Origin of the sequence: Aminobacter sp. NyZ550 (assembly GCF_025628925.2) — a bacterium.
In the GTDB taxonomy this organism is placed as follows: Bacteria; Pseudomonadota; Alphaproteobacteria; order Rhizobiales; family Rhizobiaceae; genus Aminobacter; species Aminobacter ciceronei.
The window spans coordinates 2682251-2701695 of the sequence record NZ_CP114190.1; the positions used below are offsets into that span (position 1 = coordinate 2682251).

General features: G+C 64.3%; 16 protein-coding genes and 1 other RNA gene. 16 read left to right on the forward strand and 1 reads right to left on the reverse strand.

The genetic code is table 11. The annotated features are described in order from the left end of the window. The first annotated feature begins 99 nt into the window (after positions 1 to 99). An RNA gene (rnpB, locus tag N7E70_RS13135) (RNase P RNA component class A) lies at positions 100 to 496 on the forward strand. Between the two features lie 208 nt (positions 497 to 704). Here the strand turns inward: rnpB and N7E70_RS13140 are convergent. Continuing rightward, positions 705 to 1820: a cystathionine gamma-lyase gene (locus N7E70_RS13140; RefSeq protein WP_263006619.1), complete on the reverse strand. Its 1116-nt coding sequence runs from the start codon at positions 1818 to 1820 to the stop codon at positions 705 to 707. A gap of 407 nt (positions 1821 to 2227) precedes the next feature. On the opposite strand from N7E70_RS13140, the gene mraZ reads away from it, so the two are divergent. The 15 genes from mraZ to ftsA all read left to right on the forward strand — a co-directional run bounded on the left by mraZ (position 2228) and on the right by ftsA (position 19397). Then, positions 2228 to 2686 (forward strand): division/cell wall cluster transcriptional repressor MraZ, encoded by a 459-nt coding sequence (gene mraZ / locus N7E70_RS13145; RefSeq protein ID WP_055969736.1) that lies wholly within the window; start codon positions 2228 to 2230, stop codon positions 2684 to 2686. After that, a complete protein-coding gene (gene rsmH, locus N7E70_RS13150) occupies positions 2683 to 3699 on the forward strand; it encodes a 16S rRNA (cytosine(1402)-N(4))-methyltransferase RsmH (protein WP_263006620.1) in 1017 nt (338 codons plus the stop codon). Before mraZ ends, rsmH begins: the two co-directional genes overlap by 4 nt. A gap of 3 nt (positions 3700 to 3702) precedes the next feature. Continuing rightward, positions 3703 to 4077: a cell division protein FtsL gene (gene ftsL, locus N7E70_RS13155; protein ID WP_263006621.1), complete on the forward strand. Its 375-nt coding sequence runs from the start codon at positions 3703 to 3705 to the stop codon at positions 4075 to 4077. Further along, positions 4074 to 5792, forward strand: a complete 1719-nt coding sequence (locus tag N7E70_RS13160) for a peptidoglycan D,D-transpeptidase FtsI family protein (protein WP_192315545.1) — start codon at positions 4074 to 4076, stop codon at positions 5790 to 5792. The genes ftsL and N7E70_RS13160 overlap by 4 nt, the downstream gene beginning before the upstream one ends. Before the next feature lie 48 nt (positions 5793 to 5840). Continuing rightward, entirely contained in the window at positions 5841 to 7295 is a 1455-nt protein-coding gene (locus tag N7E70_RS13165) for a UDP-N-acetylmuramoyl-L-alanyl-D-glutamate--2,6-diaminopimelate ligase (protein WP_263006622.1), read from the forward strand. Continuing rightward, positions 7292 to 8725 (forward strand): UDP-N-acetylmuramoylalanyl-D-glutamyl-2,6-diaminopimelate--D-alanyl-D-alanine ligase, encoded by a 1434-nt coding sequence (locus tag N7E70_RS13170; RefSeq protein WP_263006623.1) that lies wholly within the window; start codon positions 7292 to 7294, stop codon positions 8723 to 8725. The genes N7E70_RS13165 and N7E70_RS13170 overlap by 4 nt, the downstream gene beginning before the upstream one ends. Positions 8726 to 8749: 24 nt before the next feature. Then, entirely contained in the window at positions 8750 to 9832 is a 1083-nt protein-coding gene (gene mraY / locus N7E70_RS13175; protein ID WP_067960384.1) for a phospho-N-acetylmuramoyl-pentapeptide-transferase, read from the forward strand. A gap of 7 nt (positions 9833 to 9839) precedes the next feature. Then, the gene (gene murD / locus N7E70_RS13180) at positions 9840 to 11240 is read left to right on the forward strand and encodes a UDP-N-acetylmuramoyl-L-alanine--D-glutamate ligase (protein ID WP_263006624.1); all 1401 of its coding nucleotides are present in this window, start codon (positions 9840 to 9842) and stop codon (positions 11238 to 11240) included. Continuing rightward, positions 11240 to 12394, forward strand: coding sequence for a putative lipid II flippase FtsW (gene ftsW / locus N7E70_RS13185; protein WP_067960389.1), 1155 nt, complete (start codon positions 11240 to 11242; stop codon positions 12392 to 12394). Before murD ends, ftsW begins: the two co-directional genes overlap by 1 nt. Position 12395: 1 nt before the next feature. Next, positions 12396 to 13523: an undecaprenyldiphospho-muramoylpentapeptide beta-N-acetylglucosaminyltransferase gene (gene murG, locus N7E70_RS13190; RefSeq protein WP_067960393.1), complete on the forward strand. Its 1128-nt coding sequence runs from the start codon at positions 12396 to 12398 to the stop codon at positions 13521 to 13523. Continuing rightward, entirely contained in the window at positions 13520 to 14926 is a 1407-nt protein-coding gene (murC, locus tag N7E70_RS13195) for a UDP-N-acetylmuramate--L-alanine ligase (protein WP_067960396.1), read from the forward strand. The genes murG and murC overlap by 4 nt, the downstream gene beginning before the upstream one ends. Next, positions 14923 to 15888, forward strand: a complete 966-nt coding sequence (gene murB, locus N7E70_RS13200; RefSeq protein WP_067960398.1) for a UDP-N-acetylmuramate dehydrogenase — start codon at positions 14923 to 14925, stop codon at positions 15886 to 15888. The genes murC and murB overlap by 4 nt, the downstream gene beginning before the upstream one ends. A gap of 346 nt (positions 15889 to 16234) precedes the next feature. Next, positions 16235 to 17161: a D-alanine--D-alanine ligase gene (locus tag N7E70_RS13205; RefSeq protein WP_263006625.1), complete on the forward strand. Its 927-nt coding sequence runs from the start codon at positions 16235 to 16237 to the stop codon at positions 17159 to 17161. Then, entirely contained in the window at positions 17149 to 18090 is a 942-nt protein-coding gene (locus tag N7E70_RS13210; protein ID WP_269441460.1) for a cell division protein FtsQ/DivIB, read from the forward strand. Before N7E70_RS13205 ends, N7E70_RS13210 begins: the two co-directional genes overlap by 13 nt. Continuing rightward, positions 18087 to 19397, forward strand: coding sequence for a cell division protein FtsA (gene ftsA / locus N7E70_RS13215; protein WP_067960407.1), 1311 nt, complete (start codon positions 18087 to 18089; stop codon positions 19395 to 19397). Before N7E70_RS13210 ends, ftsA begins: the two co-directional genes overlap by 4 nt. Positions 19398 to 19445: the final 48 nt, after the last annotated feature.

A 19445-nucleotide genomic window follows, 5' to 3' on the forward strand; every position in this document is an offset into this window, starting at 1 on the left:
GAGTTGGAGCGTCCGGGGTGCGTCCATTCGGACGCAGAGTGCGCTGAAGGCGAATGTTTTCATTTGCCTTTTGCCGTGTGAACCATTCTATACGCCTTGCCAGCTGGCCGGGCGGCCGCACCCGCAATTGCCGAAAGGCAGCGGGTGAGGAAAGTCCGGGCTCCATGGATACACGGTGCCGGTTAATGGCCGGCGGGGGCGACCCCAGGGAAAGTGCCACAGAAAGCAAACCGCCGCGATTTTCGCGGTAAGGGTGAAAGGGTGGGGTAAGAGCCCACCGCGCGACTGGCAACAGGAGCGGCAAGGTAAACCCCACCGGGAGCAAAACCGAATAGGGGTGGTGCGAGGGGAAACCCTCAGGGCTGTTTCCGGCTCACCGCCCGGGTAGGTTGCGTGAGGCGCATGGCAACATGCGCCCAAGAAGAATGGTCGCCACGTTCCCGTGCTGCAAGGCGCGGGGGCCATACAGAACCCGGCTTACAGGCCAGCTGGCGCTTGCCTCTTTGCCCATGCCTTCAATCGCTTGTGGCCGATCTCGCGTGTCTTGATTCAAGGGCGCGGAGGCCGCGCCCCGGGGCATGTGATTGGCCGAGGTCGATCATGTCATTTTCTGTCGTGTTGGAGGCGGGCGCGTAGACATCCTGTGCGTCCTTCATGGCCATAGTGGTATCTCGGTCGACGACGTTTCGTCGTCCTGACTGCCGTCAACCGTCCAGCCTGTCCAGCGATGCCTTCATCGCGGTCCACAGCTCCTCCGCCGGCTCGCAGCCGACCGACAGCCTGACGAAACCCGGCGTAACTGCGTCGCCGCGGCGCAGCCTGCGCTCGGCGACGGTGTGCACGCCACCGAAAGAGGTGGCAGCATGCATCAGTTCGCAGCCATTGATGAAGGCTTCCGCCCGCTCCTCGGAGCCGAGATCGAAGCTGATCAGGAAGCCGAAGCGGTCCATCTGGACACGGGCCAGATTGTGCGACGGGTCGCCTTCCAGTCCTGGGAAGCGCAAGCCGCTGACGGCCGGGTGCGCATTGAGGCGCGGCGCGATGATTTCGGCTGTCGAACACATGCGGTCGAAGCGCAACTCGAGCGTTTCCAGGCCGCGATGCACCAGCCAGGCCTCGAACGGGCCGGGAATGCCGCCGGCATTCTGTCGCCATTCGGTGACGGCGGCGACGATGTCCGGATCGCGGCTGGCGACATGGCCGAACAGCACGTCGGAATGGCCGTTGGGCGCCTTGGTGTCGGCGGCGACGACGATGTCGGCGCCGAGGTCGAGCGGGCGCTGGCCGAAGGGCGTCATCGTGGTGTTGTCGACGATAAGCAGGCCGCCGGCCTTGTGCACGGCATCCGCCACGGCCGCGATGTCGCAGATGTCGAGCGTCGGGTTGGACGGGCTTTCGATGAAGACGAGGCGGTAGCCTTGGAAGCCGCCATCGAGAAAGCTTGCCGTCGGCCGCACGTCGGTCTTGACGCCGAAGGCGCCGAGGAAGCGATCGGCCAGGATGCGCGTCGTGTGATAGCCGTCCGAGGCGACGAGGATACGGTCGCCGGTCTTGAGCAAGGCGAAGAAGGCGGCCGAAATAGCCCCCATGCCTGAGGGAAATGCCACGCAAGGCGCCCCCTCCAGATGGCCGAGCATCTCTTCGGTGGCCGACCAGTTGGCGTTGCTGAAGCGGCCATACTGGTTGAAGCCCGTCGCGTCGCCGGGCGCGTGATAGATCGAGGCCATGGTCAGCGGCACCGGGATCGGGTCGCCGACGCCGAGTTTCGAACGGCGCAGATGGGCGAGGCTGGCAGCGCGGGCTTTCATGGTCTCGGACATGATTTGCTGTCTCTCCCTGGCAATGCAGATGACACCTCAACGCTAGGGGCTAGGTCCTTGCGCGGCAAGACGGAAACCGGGCCGCAGCGTTGGGCCACGTAAGACTTCGTTAGCCTTAAGGGATCATAAAAATCAGGAAGCCGCGAAAGGGTCCGAAAGGGCGCTGGTGACGGCCAAGTGTGCCCAGTTCCCGTTGACGCCCATATCACCCCATGTTATCCCAAATCGGTAACCATGATTTCGTTCCAGTAAAGGGTAAGGCGTTCGCCGATCCGGCAGCCGCGGCGGCTGCAGGTCGAAGTGCGCTGGCCCTGCGACGGAGGCATTTTTTGGGATTGATCCGGGCCATCGGGGCTCGGGTGGCATGACGAAGAGGGGCACGGCCACGGAAGTGGCCGGATCAGTCGATGGATCGGTTTCTGTCAAACGCGGTGAACAGGATCGATGCGAAGGGGCGGGTCTCCGTTCCGGCGCATTTCCGTGCCGTATTGCAGAAGCGCGGCTACGCCGAGCTCTATGCGCTCAGGGCACTCGACGTGCCGGCGCTGGATGTTGGCGGCCTCGACCTGCTCGACCGTTACGAGCAGCGCATCGCCCAAGAAGATCCGTTCCTGCAGACGGCGGACGACATGTCCTTTTTCATCCATGGCGACAGCACCTTCCTCAAGCTCGATCAGGATGGGCGCATTTCGGTGTCGGATTTCCTGCGCGAGCATACGGGGATCACCACCGACGTGGCCTTTGTCGGGCGGGGGCAGTTTTTTCAGATGTGGGAGCCGGAGCGGCTGCGCAGCCATGGCGCGGACGTGCGTGCCCGGCTCCTGAAGCTTCGGCAGGGGACGAAGCCTGGGGAGCGACCGGAATGACGGCTGGCCACGGCGATGACCATCTTGCTGTCGGCGGACCGGCCCGCCACATTCCGGTCCTCCTCGCCGAAGTTCTGAAGGCGCTTCATCCGCAGCCGGGCGACGTGGTCGTCGACGGCACGTTCGGTGCCGGCGGCTATACCAGGGCTATTCTCGCGGCCGGCGCGTCGGTGGTGGCAATCGACCGCGATCCTGATGCCATTGCAGCCGGGCGCGAGCTCGAAGCGCAGTCGAGCGGCAAGCTCCGTCTCGTCCAGGCGCCATTCTCCAGCCTCGACGAGCATGTCGAGCTCGTCGACGGTGTCGTGCTCGATATCGGCGTGTCGTCAATGCAGCTCGACCAGGCGCAGCGCGGCTTTTCCTTTCGCGCCGAAGGTCCGCTCGACATGCGCATGGCCCAGGCCGGTGCCAGCGCCGCCGACGTCGTCAACCGCTTCAAATCAGGCGATCTTGCCCGCATCTTCGGTTTCCTCGGTGAGGAGCGCCACGCCGGGCGTATCGCCCGTATGATCGAGAGCCGCCGCGAGCGCCGCCCGTTCGAGCGCACGCTCGACCTGGCAGACGCCATCGAGACCCATATCGGTCGCGCGCCGAAGGACAAGATTCATCCGGCGACGCGCGTGTTCCAGGCGCTGCGCATCTATGTCAACGACGAGCTTGGCGAACTGGCGCGGGCGTTGTTCGCAGCCGAGCGTGCACTGAAGCCCGGCGGGCGGCTTGTGGTCGTCACCTTCCATTCGCTCGAAGACCGCATCGTCAAGCGCTTCATCACCGACCGCTCGTCGAGCCCGTCGCGGTCGCGCTACATGCCGGAACTCGAAACCATCGCCACGACCTTCGACAAGGCCGGCGGTGCTGTCGGTCCGAGCGACGCCGAGACGGCAATCAATCCGCGTTCGCGTTCGGCCAAACTCAGGGCTGCCGTTCGCACGACGGCTGCACCGCGCGCCGAAGACTTTTCCATTTTCGGGCTTCCGAAACTTCCCGACGTCAGCCAGTCGGGAGAAAGGTGAACCATGTTCCGCACCAGTGACATCGTGCTGATCGCCGTCATGGTTGGCGCCGCGGCGTTCACCTACAAGACCAAGGATGAGGCCGAGAACCAGCTCAAGGCCGTCAACAAGATCGAGGCGCAGATCCGCTTCGAGGAAGACACGATCGACCTGTTGAAAGCGGACTGGAGCCTGCTCACCCAGCCCGCGCGCCTGCAGAAGCTGTCACAGGTCTATGAGGCCGAACTCAAGCTGCAGCCGGTGGATGCGCGCCAGATCGTTGGCCTGAACGATCTGCCGGAACGCCAGTTGACCATCGAAGACATCACATCGGAGCGTTTCGGCGGCGTTGCCGAAGCCGTACCCGACCAGACCGTGACCGGAGGGATTGCCCGATGATCGGCTTGCTTGGCAGGAAGCGCGGCAAGGGTGAAGGCAAGCCCTCGATCGTCGTCGACAGCGCGCGCAAGGCGACCGGCGGCCGCACGCGCAACCGCGTCGTCATGACCATGGCGGTGTTCTTCGGCATCTATGCGACGATTGCCGGACGTCTCGTCTATCTCGGCATGCAGGACCCCGAGACGTCTTCGGGACCTGAATCGCGCGTTACGGCGTCGCGTCCCGATATCGTCGATCGCAACGGCGAGGTGCTTGCCACCGACATCAAGACGTCGTCGCTGTTCGCCGAGCCGCGCCGCATCGTCGATGCCGACGAGGCGATCGAGAAGCTCACCACCGTGCTGCCCGACCTTGAGGTCGAGCAGACCTATCTCAAGCTCAAGAGCGGCACCGGCTTTGTCTGGCTCAAGCGCCAGCTCACACCCAAGCAGCAGGCCGAGATCATGGCGCTGGGCATTCCCGGCATCGGCTTCCGAACCGAAAAGCGCCGCTTCTATCCCGGCGGTGAAACGGCTTCGCACATCGTCGGCCTGACCAACATCGACAACAAGGGCATTTCCGGCCTCGAGAAATACATCGACGATCAGGGTCTCGCCGACCTCCAGGCTTCGGGCCTGGCAATCGCCAAGGACCTCAAGCCGGTCAAGCTGTCCATCGACCTGCGCGTCCAGCACATCGTGCGCGACGAACTCGTCAGCGCCCTGGAGAAGTACAAGGCCATCGCCGCCGGCGCCGTCGTGCTCGACGTCAAGACAGGCGAGGTGCTGGCCATGGGCTCGGTGCCCGATTTCGATCCCAACAATCCCTACAACGCCCAGGACAAGGATCGACTGAACCGCATGTCGGCGGGCCTGTTCGAGATGGGGTCGACGATCAAGAGCTTCACCACCGCGATGGCACTCGATTCCGGCAAGGTGACGATGGACAGCACCTTCGACGCGCGCCGGCCGATCACCATCGGACGCCAGACCATCCGCGACTTCCACGGCAAGGGCAGGGTGCTGACCGTGCCTGAGGTGTTCATCTATTCGTCCAACATCGGCTCGGCGCGTGAAGCCGATGTTGTCGGCATCGAAGGCCACCGCGAGTTCCTGAAGCGCATGGGTCTGCTCGACCGCATGCAGACGGAGCTGCCCGAAGTTGCCCGTCCGACCGAGCCGAAGGTGTGGAAGAAGGTGCATTCGATCACGATCTCCTTCGGCCACGGCATGTCGACGACGCCGCTACAGACAGCGGTTGGCGCCGCCGCCTTGATGAATGGCGGCAAGCTGATACCGCCGACTTTCCTGACGCGGACCGAGGCCGAAGCCGACGCGGTTGCGACGCAGGTCATCAAGCCGCAGACCAGCGAGGATATGAGGTATCTCTACAAGCTCAACGCGACCAAGGGGTCGGGCGGTTCAGGCGCGCGAGCGCAGGTCGAGGGCTACCGTGTCGGCGGCAAGACCGGTACCGCCGAGAAGGTCGTCAACGGCCGCTACTCCTCCGACGTCCGTTTCAACGCCTTTCTTGCGGCATTTCCGATGGACAATCCGAAATACGTCGTGTTGACCATCGTCGACGAACCCAAGCGTGAACATCCGGGCGTGGGCGCAACGGCGGGCTTCAACGCGGCACCCATGGTCGCCAACATTATCCGCCGTTCGGCGTCTCTGCTTGGCGTGAAGCCAGAATTCGGCCAAGAAGCTGGGGCAACGCTGGCTTCCTACCCTTGATTCTGGGCGCGCAGAAGCGTCCTGCTTGTTTGTGACGAACGGAACTCGATGAAAATAGAAGACCTTGCTGGTGTCCTGCCCGTCGACGGGGTTCTGCCCCGGGATGTCGAGGTGAGCGGGGTTTCGTCGGATTCGCGGCAGGTAACGCCGGGGATCCTTTTCTTTGCCGTCTCCGGCAGCAAGGCGGACGGCGCGACCTATGCAGGCGATGCGGCCAGGCGCGGTGCAATTGCTGTCGTCGCGGCCAAGGGCGTCGATCTTTCTTCCGCCGGCCTGCCGGTGATCACGGTGGACGATCCGCGGCGGGCATTGGCGCTCGCGGCAGCGAAATTCTACGGCAGCCAGCCCGAAACCATGGTTGCCGTTACCGGCACCAGCGGCAAGACCTCGGTCGCCGCCTTCACTCGCCAGGTCTGGAAACATGCCGGCCTGGCCGCGGCCAGCATAGGTACGACAGGCGTCGTCGCGCCCGGTCGGGTCGAATACGGCCAGCTGACCACGCCCGATCCGGTCGCCTTGCACAAGCTGCTCGCTGAACTCGCCGCTTCAGGCGTGACCCACGCCTCGATGGAGGCTTCCAGCCATGGTCTCGACCAGCGCCGCCTCGATGGCGTGCGCCTCGCCGCCGCCGGCTTCACCAATCTTGGTCGCGACCACATGGATTACCATCCGACGGTCGAGGACTATCACCGCGCCAAGCTGCGCCTGTTCGACACGCTGTTGCCCAAAGGCGCGCCGGCGATCGTCTTCGCCGACGATGCCTGGTCCGCGCCGACGATCGGAGCGGCCCGCGCCGCGGGCCTCGATGTCTTGACCGTCGGCCGTAACGGCCAGTTCCTGGCGCTCAAGCGCGTCGAGCACGAACGCCACCGCCAGCGCGCCGAAATCGAATGCGGCGGCACCATCTATGAGATCGACCTGCCGCTGGCCGGCGATTTCCAAGTCTCTAACTCGCTCGTTGCCGCGGGGCTCGCGATCGCTACCGGCACCGACGTTGCCAAGGCGCTGGCAGCCCTCGAACATCTCGAAGGCGCGCCGGGCCGTCTCGACCTCGTCGGCACAACGGCGCAAGGTGCGCCCGTTTATGTCGATTACGCCCACAAGCCCGACGCGCTCGAAAACGTGCTGGCGGCTGTCAGGCCGTTCACCACCGGCCGCGTCATCGTCGTGTTCGGTTGCGGCGGCGACCGCGATCGCGGCAAGCGCCCGATCATGGGCGAGATCGCGACGCGACTGGCCGACGTCACCATCGTCACCGACGACAATCCACGTTCGGAGGTTCCTGAAACCATCCGCGCGGCCATCATGGCTGCGGCTCCCGGCGCCATTGAGATCGGTGACCGCCGCCGGGCGATCCGCGAGGCCGTCGGCATGCTGCATGCGGGCGATACGCTGATCGTCGCCGGCAAGGGCCACGAGGAAGGCCAGACCATCGGCGCCGATACACTGCACTTCTCGGATCACGAGGAAGTCCGCAACGCGCTTGCCGGAGTTGCGGCATGAGTCTGTTGTGGACCTCCGAGGCGCTCGTTGAGGCGACAGGCGGCCGCCCGCTCGGCCAGATGCCGGAAGGCATTTCGGGCATTTCCATCGACAGCCGCAGCCTAAAACCCGGCGAGGCCTTTTTCGCCATCAAGGGCGACGCGATGGACGGCCACGACTTCGCTACCGCGGCGATCAAGGCCGGTGCCGGCCTGCTGGTCGTCGCCGAAGGCAAGCTGCCCGCCCTGGGGCGCCTGACGGCGCCCATGATCGTCGTGCCCGACGTGCTCGTTGCACTGGAGAAGGCCGGTATTGCGGCGCGTGCCCGATCGCGGGCACGGATCATCGCGGTGACCGGTTCCGTCGGCAAGACCTCGACCAAGGAAGCCCTGCGCCACGCTTTGTCGTCGGTCGGCAAGGTGCATGCCTCGGCCGCATCCTTCAACAATCACTGGGGTGTGCCGCTGACCCTGGCACGCATGCCCGAGGATTGCGACTACGCGGTCTTCGAAATCGGCATGAACCATCCCGGCGAGATCAGCCCACTGGTGCGCATGGTCCGCCCGCACATCGCCATCGTCACCCTGATCGCGGCGGCCCATCTCGGCTTCTTCCGCAATCTCGACGAGATCGCCAAGGCCAAGGCCGAGATCTTCGAAGGCGTCGAGCCGGGCGGGGCGGTGCTGCTCAACCGCGATGACGGCCGCTTCAAGCTGTTGGAAAAGTTCGCTCGCGCTGCCGGCATCGACAATGTCATGAGCTATGGCGAGAACGCCCGTGCCAATTTCCGCCTGCTGAAATGCACGCTGGAAGCCGATCATTCGATGGTCATGGCGCGCATCGGCGGCCGTGACGTGCCGGCCCGCATCGGTGCGCCAGGACGCCACATCGTCCAGAATGCGCTCGCCGTGCTGGGGGCAGCCCATCTCTGCGGCGCCGACGTTCCGACGGTCGCTACGGCGCTCGCCTCGATGACGGCCGAGAGCGGACGCGGCCAGCGCCACATTTTGCAGCTGCCGAACGGGCCGATCACGCTGATCGACGAGAGCTACAACGCCAATCCGGCCTCGATGAAGGCAGCGATCGAGCTGCTTGACGCGACGCCGATCCATGGCGCCGGCCGCCGCATCGCCGTGCTCGGTGATATGCTGGAGCTCGGCAGTCATTCGGCCAAGCTGCATCAGGCACTTGCCGAACTGATCGGCTCGACCAGGACCGACATGGTGCTGATGGCGGGACCGGAAATGAAGGCGCTTGCCGATACGCTGCCCGAGGGGTTCAGGGCCGAATATCGCAGCGGCGTCGAGGAGCTGAGACCCGTGCTCCTCACCACGCTGCGGCCCGGCGACGCGGTCATGATCAAGTCGTCGAAAGGCATTGGCTTCAATCGCCTGGTTGAAGCGCTCATCAAGACATTCCCGGCTGAGGCCGGCAACACCACACCGACCTGACGAGGTCTCGGGGGACCGATACGCATGCTAACTTTGCTTGTCGACTTTGCGGACAAGGTGTCGTTCTTCAACGTCTTCCGCTACATCACCTTTCGCACCGGCGGCGCGTTGATCACGTCGGCGCTGATCGTCTTCATCTTCGGGCCGGCGATCATCAACGCCCTGCGCCTGAGGCAAGGAAAGGGCCAGCCGATCCGCGCCGACGGTCCGCAAACCCATTTCAAGAAGGCCGGCACGCCGACCATGGGCGGCCTGATGATCCTCAGCGGCATCGTCGGGTCGACGCTTTTGTGGGCCAACATCACCTCCGTCTATGTCTGGGTGGTGCTGTTCGTCACCCTGGGCTTCGGCGCCATCGGCTTCTATGACGACTATCTCAAGGTGACCAAGCAGTCGCATCTCGGCCTGTCAGGCAAGGCGCGCCTCGGCATCGAATTCGTCATCGCCGGCATCGCTGCATGGGTCATCATGCACAATGGCCAGGCGCCGTTCTCGTCGTCGCTGACGTTCCCCTTCATCAAGGACTTCCTGCTCAATCTCGGCTGGTTCTTCATTCCTTTCGCCTGCTTCGTCGTCGTCGGCGCCGGCAATGCGGTGAACCTGACCGACGGCCTGGACGGCCTTGCCATCGTTCCGATCATGATCGCGGCGGCCTCCTTTGGCGTCATCGCCTATCTCTCGGGCAACGCGGTCTTCGCCGAGTATCTGCAGATTCACTTCGTGCCCGGCACCGGCGAACTCGCCGTCATCCTGGGCGCCGTCATCGGCGCCGGCCTCGGCTTTCTCTGGTTCAACGCGCCGCCCGCCGCCATTTTCATGGGTGACACCGGTTCGCTGGCGCTCGGCGGACTGATCGGGACGGTCGCGGTCGCCACCAAGCACGAGATCGTCATGGCGATCGTCGGCGGCCTGTTCGTGATGGAGGCGCTGTCCGTCATCATCCAGGTCGGCTTCTTCAAGATGACCGGCAAAAGGGTGTTCCTGATGGCACCGATCCACCATCATTTCGAAAAACTCGGCTGGACCGAGAGCCAGGTCGTCATCCGCTTCTGGATCATCGCTGTTATCCTGGCGCTGATCGGCCTTTCCACCCTCAAGCTGCGCTGAGGCACCCATGATCCCCGCGACGTCATTTCAGGGAAAGCGAGTGGCGCTCTTCGGCCTCGGCGGCTCGGGGATCGCGACGGCGCGTGCGCTCGCGGAAGGCGGCGCGGACGTACTTGCCTGGGACGACAATCCCGAAAGCGTGGCGCGGGCGGCCGGCGAAGGCATTGCGACCGGCGACCTGCGCGGCGCCGACTGGGCCGGCGTGGCCTCCTTCGTGCTGTCGCCGGGCGTGCCGCTGACGCACCCCAAACCGCACTGGACCGTGGAGCTGGCGCGCGGCGCCGGCGTCGAGGTCATCGGCGACATCGAGCTGTTTGCGCGCGAGCGCCTGGCGACGGCGCCGACCGCGCCCTTCATCGCCATCACCGGCACCAACGGCAAGTCGACGACGACGGCGCTGACCGCGCACATCCTGCAGTCGGCCGGGCGTGATACGCAGATGGGCGGCAATATCGGCCGCGCCGTGATGACGCTGGATGCGCCGCAGCCCGACCGCCACTACGTCGTCGAGTGCTCGTCCTACCAGATCGACCTCGCGCCCTCGATCAACCCGACTGCGGGTGTCCTGCTCAACCTGACGCCCGACCATCTCGACCGCCACGGCACGATGCAGCACTACGCGTCGATCAAGGAGCGCCTGGTCGCCGGCAGCGACACCGCAATCATCGGCGTCGACGACATCTACTGCGCCCAGATCGCCGACCGGCTCGGGCGCGCCGGCAAGGAGGTCGTGCGCATTTCCAAGCGTCTGCCCTTGACCGATGGCTATTTCGCCGATGGCACGGACCTGATGGAAGCCATCGACGGACGCTACAGCCGCATTGCCTTCCTGGAAGGCATCGGCTCGCTGCGCGGCCAGCACAACGCCCAGAACGCGCTCGCGGCCGTGGCTGCCTGTCTCAAGGTCGGGCTAGACCTCGGCGAGATTCAGGCCGGCCTCGAAAGCTTCCCCGGCCTGGCCCACCGCATGGAGCAGGTTGGGCGCAAGGGACACGTGCTGTTCGTCAACGATTCCAAGGCGACCAATGCCGACGCCGCGGCACCAGCGCTGTCGAGCTTCCCGCGCATCTACTGGATCGCCGGCGGCCTGCCCAAGGAGGGCGGCATCGAGCCGCTGCGCAGCCTGTTTCCGCGCATCGCCAAGGCCTATCTGATCGGCGAGGCGGCTCCGGCGTTTTCGGCGACGCTTGGCGAAGCGGTGCCCTACGAGATTTCGGGCACGCTGGCCGCTGCCGTCGAGCACGCGGCCGAGGATGCCGCCAGGGACGACACCAGCGAGGCCGTGGTGCTGCTGTCGCCGGCCTGCGCCAGCTTCGACCAGTTCAAGAATTTCGAAATTCGCGGCGAAGCCTTCAGGCAAGCTGTGGATGCTATTGATGGCGTCAGCGCTATCGGAGGGGCAAGATAATGGCCAGCCGTCTCGACAGAAGTCCCGTCGCCTTGTGGTGGTGGACGGTCGATCGATGGTTCCTCGCGGCATTCCTGTCGCTGATGGGACTGGGCATCGTGCTTTCATTCGCCGCAAGCCCGGCGGTTGCCGAGCGCATCGGCCTGGATGGGTTTCACTTCGCCACCCGCCAGATCATCTTCACCATCCCCGCCTTGGCGGTGATGATTGCGGTGTCATTCCTCGACACAAGGCAGATCAGGCGCATGGCGCTGGTGATGCTGTGCATTATGCTCGTCATGATGGTGGCCGTGCTGTTCATCGGCGTCGAGGTCAAGGGCGCCAGGCGCTGGCTGTCGCTGGCCGGTGTCTCGATCCAGCCCTCCGAGTTTCTCAAGCCGGCCTTCGTGGTCATCTGCGCCTGGCTGTTCGCCGAGCACGAGCGCCAGCCCGACATCCCCGGCAACCTGTTTGCCATGATCCTGCTCGGCCTCGTCGTGGCATTGCTTGTGGCGCAGCCAGACCTTGGCCAGACCATGCTGGTGCTGGGCACCTGGGGCGTGATGTTCTTCATGGCCGGCATGTCATGGTTCTGGATCATCGCGCTTGGATGCGTGGGCGCCGGCGGCCTGTTTGCCGCCTATACGATTTTCCCGCACGTCGCCGGACGTATCGACCGCTTCATGACCGGCGAGGGCGACACCTTCCAGGTCGACATGGGCCGCGACGCCATTATCAATGGCGGCTGGTTCGGCGTCGGACCGGGCGAGGGCACCGTCAAGCGGGTCATCCCCGACAGCCACGCCGACTTCGTATTCTCCGTCGCCGGCGAGGAGTTCGGCATCATCCTGTGCCTGATCATCATGGCGATCTTTGCCTTCATCGTGCTGCGCGGCCTGCGCACCGCGCTCAGGGAGCATGATGACTTCACCCGCTATGCTGTTGCCGGCCTCGTCGTCGTTTTCGGCTTCCAGTCGGTCATCAACATGGGTGTGAACCTACAACTGATGCCGGCCAAGGGCATGACGCTGCCCTTCATCTCTTATGGCGGCTCGTCGCTGATCGCGATCGCCATGTCGATGGGCATGGTGCTGTCCTTGACCCGCAAGAAGCCGGAAAAACTCAGGCCGGGTGGTTTCTCCGCCATGCCGCGCCATGTGGTTGCGGCCCAATAACATGGCCAAGGGAACTGTCATGCTTGCCGCCGGCGGGACCGGCGGCCATCTCTTTCCGGCCGAGGCGCTGGCACATGAACTGACCGCGCGCGGCTGGCAGGTGCATCTCGCCACCGACGACCGCGCCGAACGTTTCGCCGGCAAGTTTCCGGCTGCGGCCATTCATCCGATTTCATCGTCGACCATCGGCTCGAAGAACCCGATTGCGCTCTTGCGGGCCTTCTGGAGCATCTGGCGCGGCGTGCGCCAGGCCTCGAAGGTCATTGCCCAGATCAAGCCCTCCGTCGTCATCGGCTTCGGCGGTTATCCGACTCTGCCGCCGCTCTATGCCGCGACGCGGCGTTCCGTGCCGTCGATGGTGCATGAGCAGAACGCCGTGATGGGGCGCGCCAATAAGGCGCTTGCAGCCAGGGTCGATGCGGTCGCCGGCGGCTTCCTGCCCGAGAATGCCGGCGCCAATAGCGCCAAGGTCGTCGTGACAGGCAATCCGGTGCGCCCGGCTGTCATCGAGGCGGCGAAGACGCCTTACATTGCGTCGACCGGCGCGGATGCCTTCAATCTGCTGGTCTTCGGCGGCAGCCAGGGCGCGCAGTTCTTTTCCGACGCGGTTCCTGGTGCAATCGCGCTATTGAGCGAAGCGCAGCGCAAGCGCCTGTGTGTTACCCAGCAGGCACGCGTCGAGGATGCCGACAAGGTCAAGGCGGCCTATGCCAAGCTCGGCATCGCCGCCGACGTGTCGCCGTTCTTCGGCGACATGGCGCAGCGCATGGCGGCAGCGCATCTGGTGATCTCGCGCTCGGGTGCCTCGACGGTTTCCGAGATTGCGGTCATCGGCCGCCCGGCATTTCTGGTGCCTTATCCCTACGCGCTCGACCACGACCAAGCGGCGAACGCCGCGCGACTGGCTGCAGCCGGCGGCGGCGAAGTGCACCCGCAGGCAACGCTTTCGCCTGAGCGCATTGCCGAGCTGATCGGGGGTGCGATGGAGGATCCGGCGCGCATGGTGACGATGGCGGCTGCCGCCAAGTCAGTCGGCAAAGCGGACGCCACACGGTTGCTCGCCGACCTCGCAGAGGCTATTGCGTCCAAAACGCCCGTTTCGGAATTCAAGAAGGGAGTGCGGTCATGAAGATGCCGCAGACCATCGGCCTCGTGCATTTCATCGGCATCGGCGGCATCGGCATGAGCGGCATCGCCGAGGTGCTGCACAATCTCGGCTACAAGGTGCAAGGCTCCGACCAGTCCGAGAGCGCCAACGTCCAGCGCCTGCGCGACAAGGGCATCGAGTGCTTCGTCGGTCACAAGGCCGAGAACCTTGGCGACGCCGAGGTGATCGTCGTTTCGACCGCGATCAAGAAGACCAATCCCGAACTGCAGGCGGCACGCGAGAAGCTTCTGCCCGTCGTACGCCGCGCCGAAATGCTGGCCGAGCTGATGCGCTTCCGCAACGCGGTCGCCATCGGCGGCACCCACGGCAAGACCACGACGACCTCGATGGTGGCGACGCTGCTCGATGCAGGCGGGCTCGACCCGACCGTCATCAATGGCGGCATCATCAATGCCTATGGCACCAACGCCCGCATGGGCGAAGGCGAGTGGATGGTGGTCGAGGCCGACGAGAGCGACGGCACCTTCCTCAAGCTTCCGGCCGACGTCGCCGTCGTCACCAACATCGACCCCGAGCATCTCGACCACTACGGCACCTTCGACAAGGTGCGTGAAGCGTTCCGCCAGTTCGTCGAGAATGTGCCGTTCTACGGTTTTGGGGTGATGTGCACCGACCATCCCGAGGTGCAGGCGCTGGTCAGCCACATCGAGGATCGCCGCGTCATCACCTATGGCGAGAATGCCCAGGCCGACGTGCGTTTCACCAATCACCACATGGAAGGTGCCGTTTCGGTCTTCGACGTTGTCATCCGCAACCGCAAGTCGGCGACTTCGACCACCATCGAGGGCCTGCGCCTGCCGATGCCGGGCCGCCACAACGTCTCGAACGCCACAGCTGCCATCGCGGTTGCCACCGAACTCGGCCTTTCTGCCGAAGCCGTGAAGCGCGGGCTGTCGTCGTTCGGCGGCGTCAAGCGCCGCTTTACCCATACCGGCACCTGGAATGGCGTCGAGGTGTTCGACGACTACGGCCACCACCCGGTCGAGATCAAGGCCGTGCTGCGCGCGGCGCGCGAAGCCACCGCCGGCCGCGTCATCGCCATTGCCCAGCCGCACCGCTTCACCCGCCTGCGCGACCTGTTCGACGATTTCTCGGCCTGCTTCAACGACGCCGATACCGTCATGATCGCGCCCGTCTATACGGCCGGCGAGGATCCGATCGACGGCGTCAACTCGGAAGCCCTGACGTCCCGCATCCGTGCCGGCGGCCATCGCGACGCGCGTTACATCGATGGCCCGGCTGCCGTGGCGCCGGTCGTGCGCGAACTGGCCATGCCGGGCGACTTTGTCGTCTATCTCGGCGCCGGCAACATCACACAATGGGCCTACGCCCTGCCGGGCGAGCTCGCCGGGGGCGGATCGTGATCGGAGGCGAGGCGCTCATAGCCAAACTCGGCGACCGGCTAACCGGCCTGCGCGGACGCCTCACGCCCAGCGCCGAGATGGAGAAGATCACCTGGTTCCGTGCCGGCGGCCTTGCCCAGGCGCTGTTCCAGCCGGCTGACGAAGAGGATCTGGCTGCCTTCCTGAAGGCTGTGCCGGAAGAAATCCCTGTCATGGTCGTCGGCATCGGCTCCAACCTCCTGGTGCGCGAGGGTGGCATTCCTGGCTTCGTGGTTCGGCTGTCGGCCAAGGGGTTCGGCGAGGCCGAGGCAATTTCGGCGACCGGCATAAAGGCTGGTGCTGCGACGCCCGACAAGCGCGTGGCAGCCCTTGCGCATGACAACGGCATCGGCGGTTTTCATTTCTACCACGGCATTCCCGGCGCCATCGGCGGCGCCTTGCGGATGAATGCGGGCGCCAATGGCGTCGAGACGCGCGAACGCGTCGTCGAGGTCCGCGCGCTCGACCGCAAGGGCGACCTGCATCTGCTGTCGAATGCCGACATGGGCTACAGCTACCGTCAATCGGCTGCCGCAGCCGACCTAATCTTCACCTCGGCGACCTTCGAGGGTTATACGGAGGACAAGGACGCCATCAAAGCGGCGATGGATGCGGTCCAGCACCATCGCGAGACGGTGCAGCCGATCCGCGAGAAGACGGGCGGCTCGACCTTCAAGAATCCCGAGGGAACCTCGGCCTGGAAGGAAATCGACAACGCCGGCTGCCGCGGACTGATGATCGGCGGCGCACAAATGTCGCCGCTGCATTGCAATTTCATGATCAACACCGGCAACGCCAGCGGCTATGATCTCGAGTATCTTGGCGAGACGGTGCGCAGCCGCGTGCTCGAGAATTCGGGCATCCGCCTGCAGTGGGAAATCAAGCGTCTCGGCAACTTCAAGCCCGGCCACGAAGTGCAGGAATTCTTGGGGCAATTGCTCTAGGCGGCGCGCTCCGCCGGAGCAGCAGGAGCCTGTGAAGGCCATCCGAAATGACGATCTTCGAAAGGCCTCGGCGCATCCTCGCCGGGGCCTTTTTGCGACCCGAATTCCGCCTTTTCCTCTGGTCATCCTGCAGGTCAACGGAAGTCGCATTGGTCATGAAATTGCAACGAATTCCAATCGGCTCTTGCCACGGAATCAAGTCTCTGATTCTCTGACCTAAAGCGTTTCCTGATTTGAGTCGCGTGACGCGTAGCCCGCGTTTCCAGCCGGAGGTCCAACTTCCGGGTGCTCTTTTTTGATCTTTGGAAACAAGGCGTTGTGTCCGAGTCGAGAGGGGATCTCAGGGATGAAGTCAAAGCACGTCGCTGTCCTGATGGGCGGGTTTTCGTCCGAGCGGCCTGTGTCCCTGTCGTCTGGCAATGCCTGTGCCGAAGCGCTCGAGCAGGTCGGTTATCAGGTCACGCGAGTGGACGTCGATCGCGATGTCGGCGCAGTGCTTTCGGCGCTCAAGCCGGATGTCGCATTCAACGCCCTGCATGGCCCCTTCGGTGAAGACGGCACCATCCAGGGCATCCTCGAATATCTCGGCATTCCCTACACCCATTCCGGCGTGCTGGCCTCGGCACTGGCGATGAACAAGGAGCAGTCGAAGAAGGTGGCCAAAGCTGCCGGCATTCCGATTGCCGAATCCAGGGTTCTCGACCGTTTTGCCATCGGCAACCAACACCCGATGAAGCCGCCTTACGTGGTCAAGCCGGTGTCCGAAGGGTCGAGCTTCGGTGTCGTCATCGTCAAGGAAGACCAGTCGCATCCGCCGCAGGTCATCTCCTCATCCGAGTGGCGCTACGGCGACACGGTGATGGTCGAGCGTTACGTCCATGGTCGTGAGTTGACCTGTGCCGTTATGGGTGATGTTGCGCTTGGCGTCTGCGAGATCGTTCCGACCGGTCACGCCTTCTACGATTATGATTCAAAATATGTCGCCGGCGGATCAAAGCACGAATGCCCCGCGAAAGTTTCACCGAATATTTACCAAAAAATACAAACACTGGCGCTCAAGGCTCACCAAGCGATCGGGTGCCGGGGTGTCTCCCGGTCTGACTTCCGGTACGACGACCGCCATTCCGAAAATGGAGAGGTCGTCTGGCTGGAGGTCAACACTCAACCCGGCATGACGCCGACATCGCTGGTGCCTGAGATAGCCGCCCAAGCCGGGCATTCGTTTGGTGAGTTGTTGAGTTGGATGGTGGAGGACGCTTCGTGTTTGCGTTGAGGTCGGGACAGAACAGAAGGATGGGTGGCTCGGCGCCGCGCGTCTTCGGGCTGCCCTTGTCCGCGGAGCATTTCGTGCTGCCGCGGCTGCTGCGCAAGCCGGTTCGCATGCTGTCGCGCTTCGGGCGTGGGGAGTTCACTCCTCCGCCCTATGCTGCGTCGATGCTGACGGCTGCGTTCCTTGCCGCAAGCTCGCTTTATGGCGCCTATCTCGGTGGTCACATCCCGGCGATGGTCCAGGGTGTGACCGCTCGCAGCGGCTTTGCCGTCGACCAGATCAAGGTCTCGGGCAATCGCGAAACCTCCGAAATCGACATTCTCGACAAGCTCGAGCTCGATGGCTGGACTTCGCTCGTCGGCTTCAATCCGGAAGAGGCGCGCGAGCGTATCGTCAGCTTGCCCTGGGTGCGCGATGCCGCTGTTCGCAAGGTCTATCCCGATACGATCGAGGTTCGAATCGACGAGCGCGACGCTTTTGCGATCTGGCAGCACGGAAACCAGCTCAGCGTCGTCGAGAAGGACGGCAAGATCATCGCTCCTTATGCTGGCGGGCGCCAGGCCACGCTGCCGCTGGTCGTCGGCTTTGGTGCCGCCGACCGTGCCGCCGACTTCGTCGCCAGGGTTCAGGCGTTCCCCGCGCTTGGTTCGCGGGTAAAAGGCTACATTCGCGTCGGCGAACGGCGCTGGGATCTGCGTCTCGACAACGGCATCACCGTCAAGCTGCCCGAGAATCAGGTCGATGCAGCGCTTGCCGATCTTGCCGATCTCGACCGCGAGAACGCGCTGCTGACCCGTGACATCGCGGCCGTCGACATGCGTTTCAGTGACCGGCTGGTCGTGCAGTTGACGCCGGAAGCTGTCAAGCGGCGCGCCGATCTGCTGAAAAACAAGCCGAAAGCCCTCAAGGCGAAGGCGGAGAAGAGAATATGAGCTGGCTGGGCGGTCAAAAGGATCCGGTTTCGCGTCGCTCGGGCATCCTTACGGTGCTCGATGTCGGTTCGAACAAGGTCTGTTGCGTGGTCGCCAAGCTGAAGCCGGCCGAAGGCAGTCAGCTGCTCAAGGGACGTACCCACCAGGCCCAGGTCATCGGCATCGGCCACCAGAAGTCGCAGGGCGTGAAGTCGGGCGTGGTCGTCGATCTCGACCGCGCCGAACATGCCATCCGTCTCGCCGTCGACGCCGCCGAGCGCATGGCAGGCCTTACCGCCGACTCACTGATCGTCAATCTGTCCGCCGGCCGCATCAAGAGCGAGGCGTTTTCGGCAACCATCAATCTCGGCGGCCATGAGGTCGATGAAACCGACGTCCAGCGCGTGCTCGCCGCCGGTGCCAAGCAGGCGCTGAAGGCAGAGCGCGACGTCATCCACTCGCTGCCTGTCGCCTTCTCGCTCGACGCCGAGCGCGGCGTGCGCGATCCGCGCCGCATGGTCGGCGACACGCTTGGCGTCGACATGCATGTGCTGACCGGCGATTCGGCGCCGATGCGCAATCTCGAGCTCTGCATCAACCGCTCGCACCTGTCGGTTGAGCATATGGTGGCTACGCCTTACGCCAGTGGCCTTGCGGCACTCGTCGACGACGAACTCGAAATGGGTGCTGCCTGCATCGACATGGGCGGTGGCACGACCACGCTTTCGGTCTTTGCGGAAGGGCGCTTCGTCCATGCCGACGCCATTCCTGTCGGCGGTAATCACGTCACCATGGATATGGCCAAGGGCCTGTCGACGCGTCTCGACGATGCCGAGCGGCTCAAGGTCATGCATGGATCGGCGCTGCCCGGCACCACCGACGACCGCGACATGATCAGCATCCAGCCGATCGGCGTCGACGACAGCGAAGTTCCGCTGCAGATCCCGCGTTCTGTCATGACGCGCATCATCCGCGCCCGCATTGATGAGACGCTGGAACTGCTGCGCGACCGGCTCAACAAGTCGGGTTACGGCAATGCCGTCGGCAAGCGCGTCGTCCTCACCGGCGGTGCCAGTCAGCTCGTCGGCCTGCCCGAGGCAGCGCGACGCATTCTCGGCCGCAATGTGCGCATCGGCCGCCCACTCGGCGTGGCAGGTCTGCCGGAGGCGGCCAAGGGGCCGGCTTTCGCGACCGCCGTCGGGCTTCTCATCTACCCGCAGATGGCCGGCATCGAGAGCCAGTCTGCGAAAGGGATTTCCCGTTACAGGGCAACGGGAACTGGCGGAAAACTGCATCGCATGAGTCAGTGGTTGAGAGACAGTTTTTAGGAATTGACGGGGGCAGCCCCATTACCGGCCGCACGGCGAAGCGGTTCG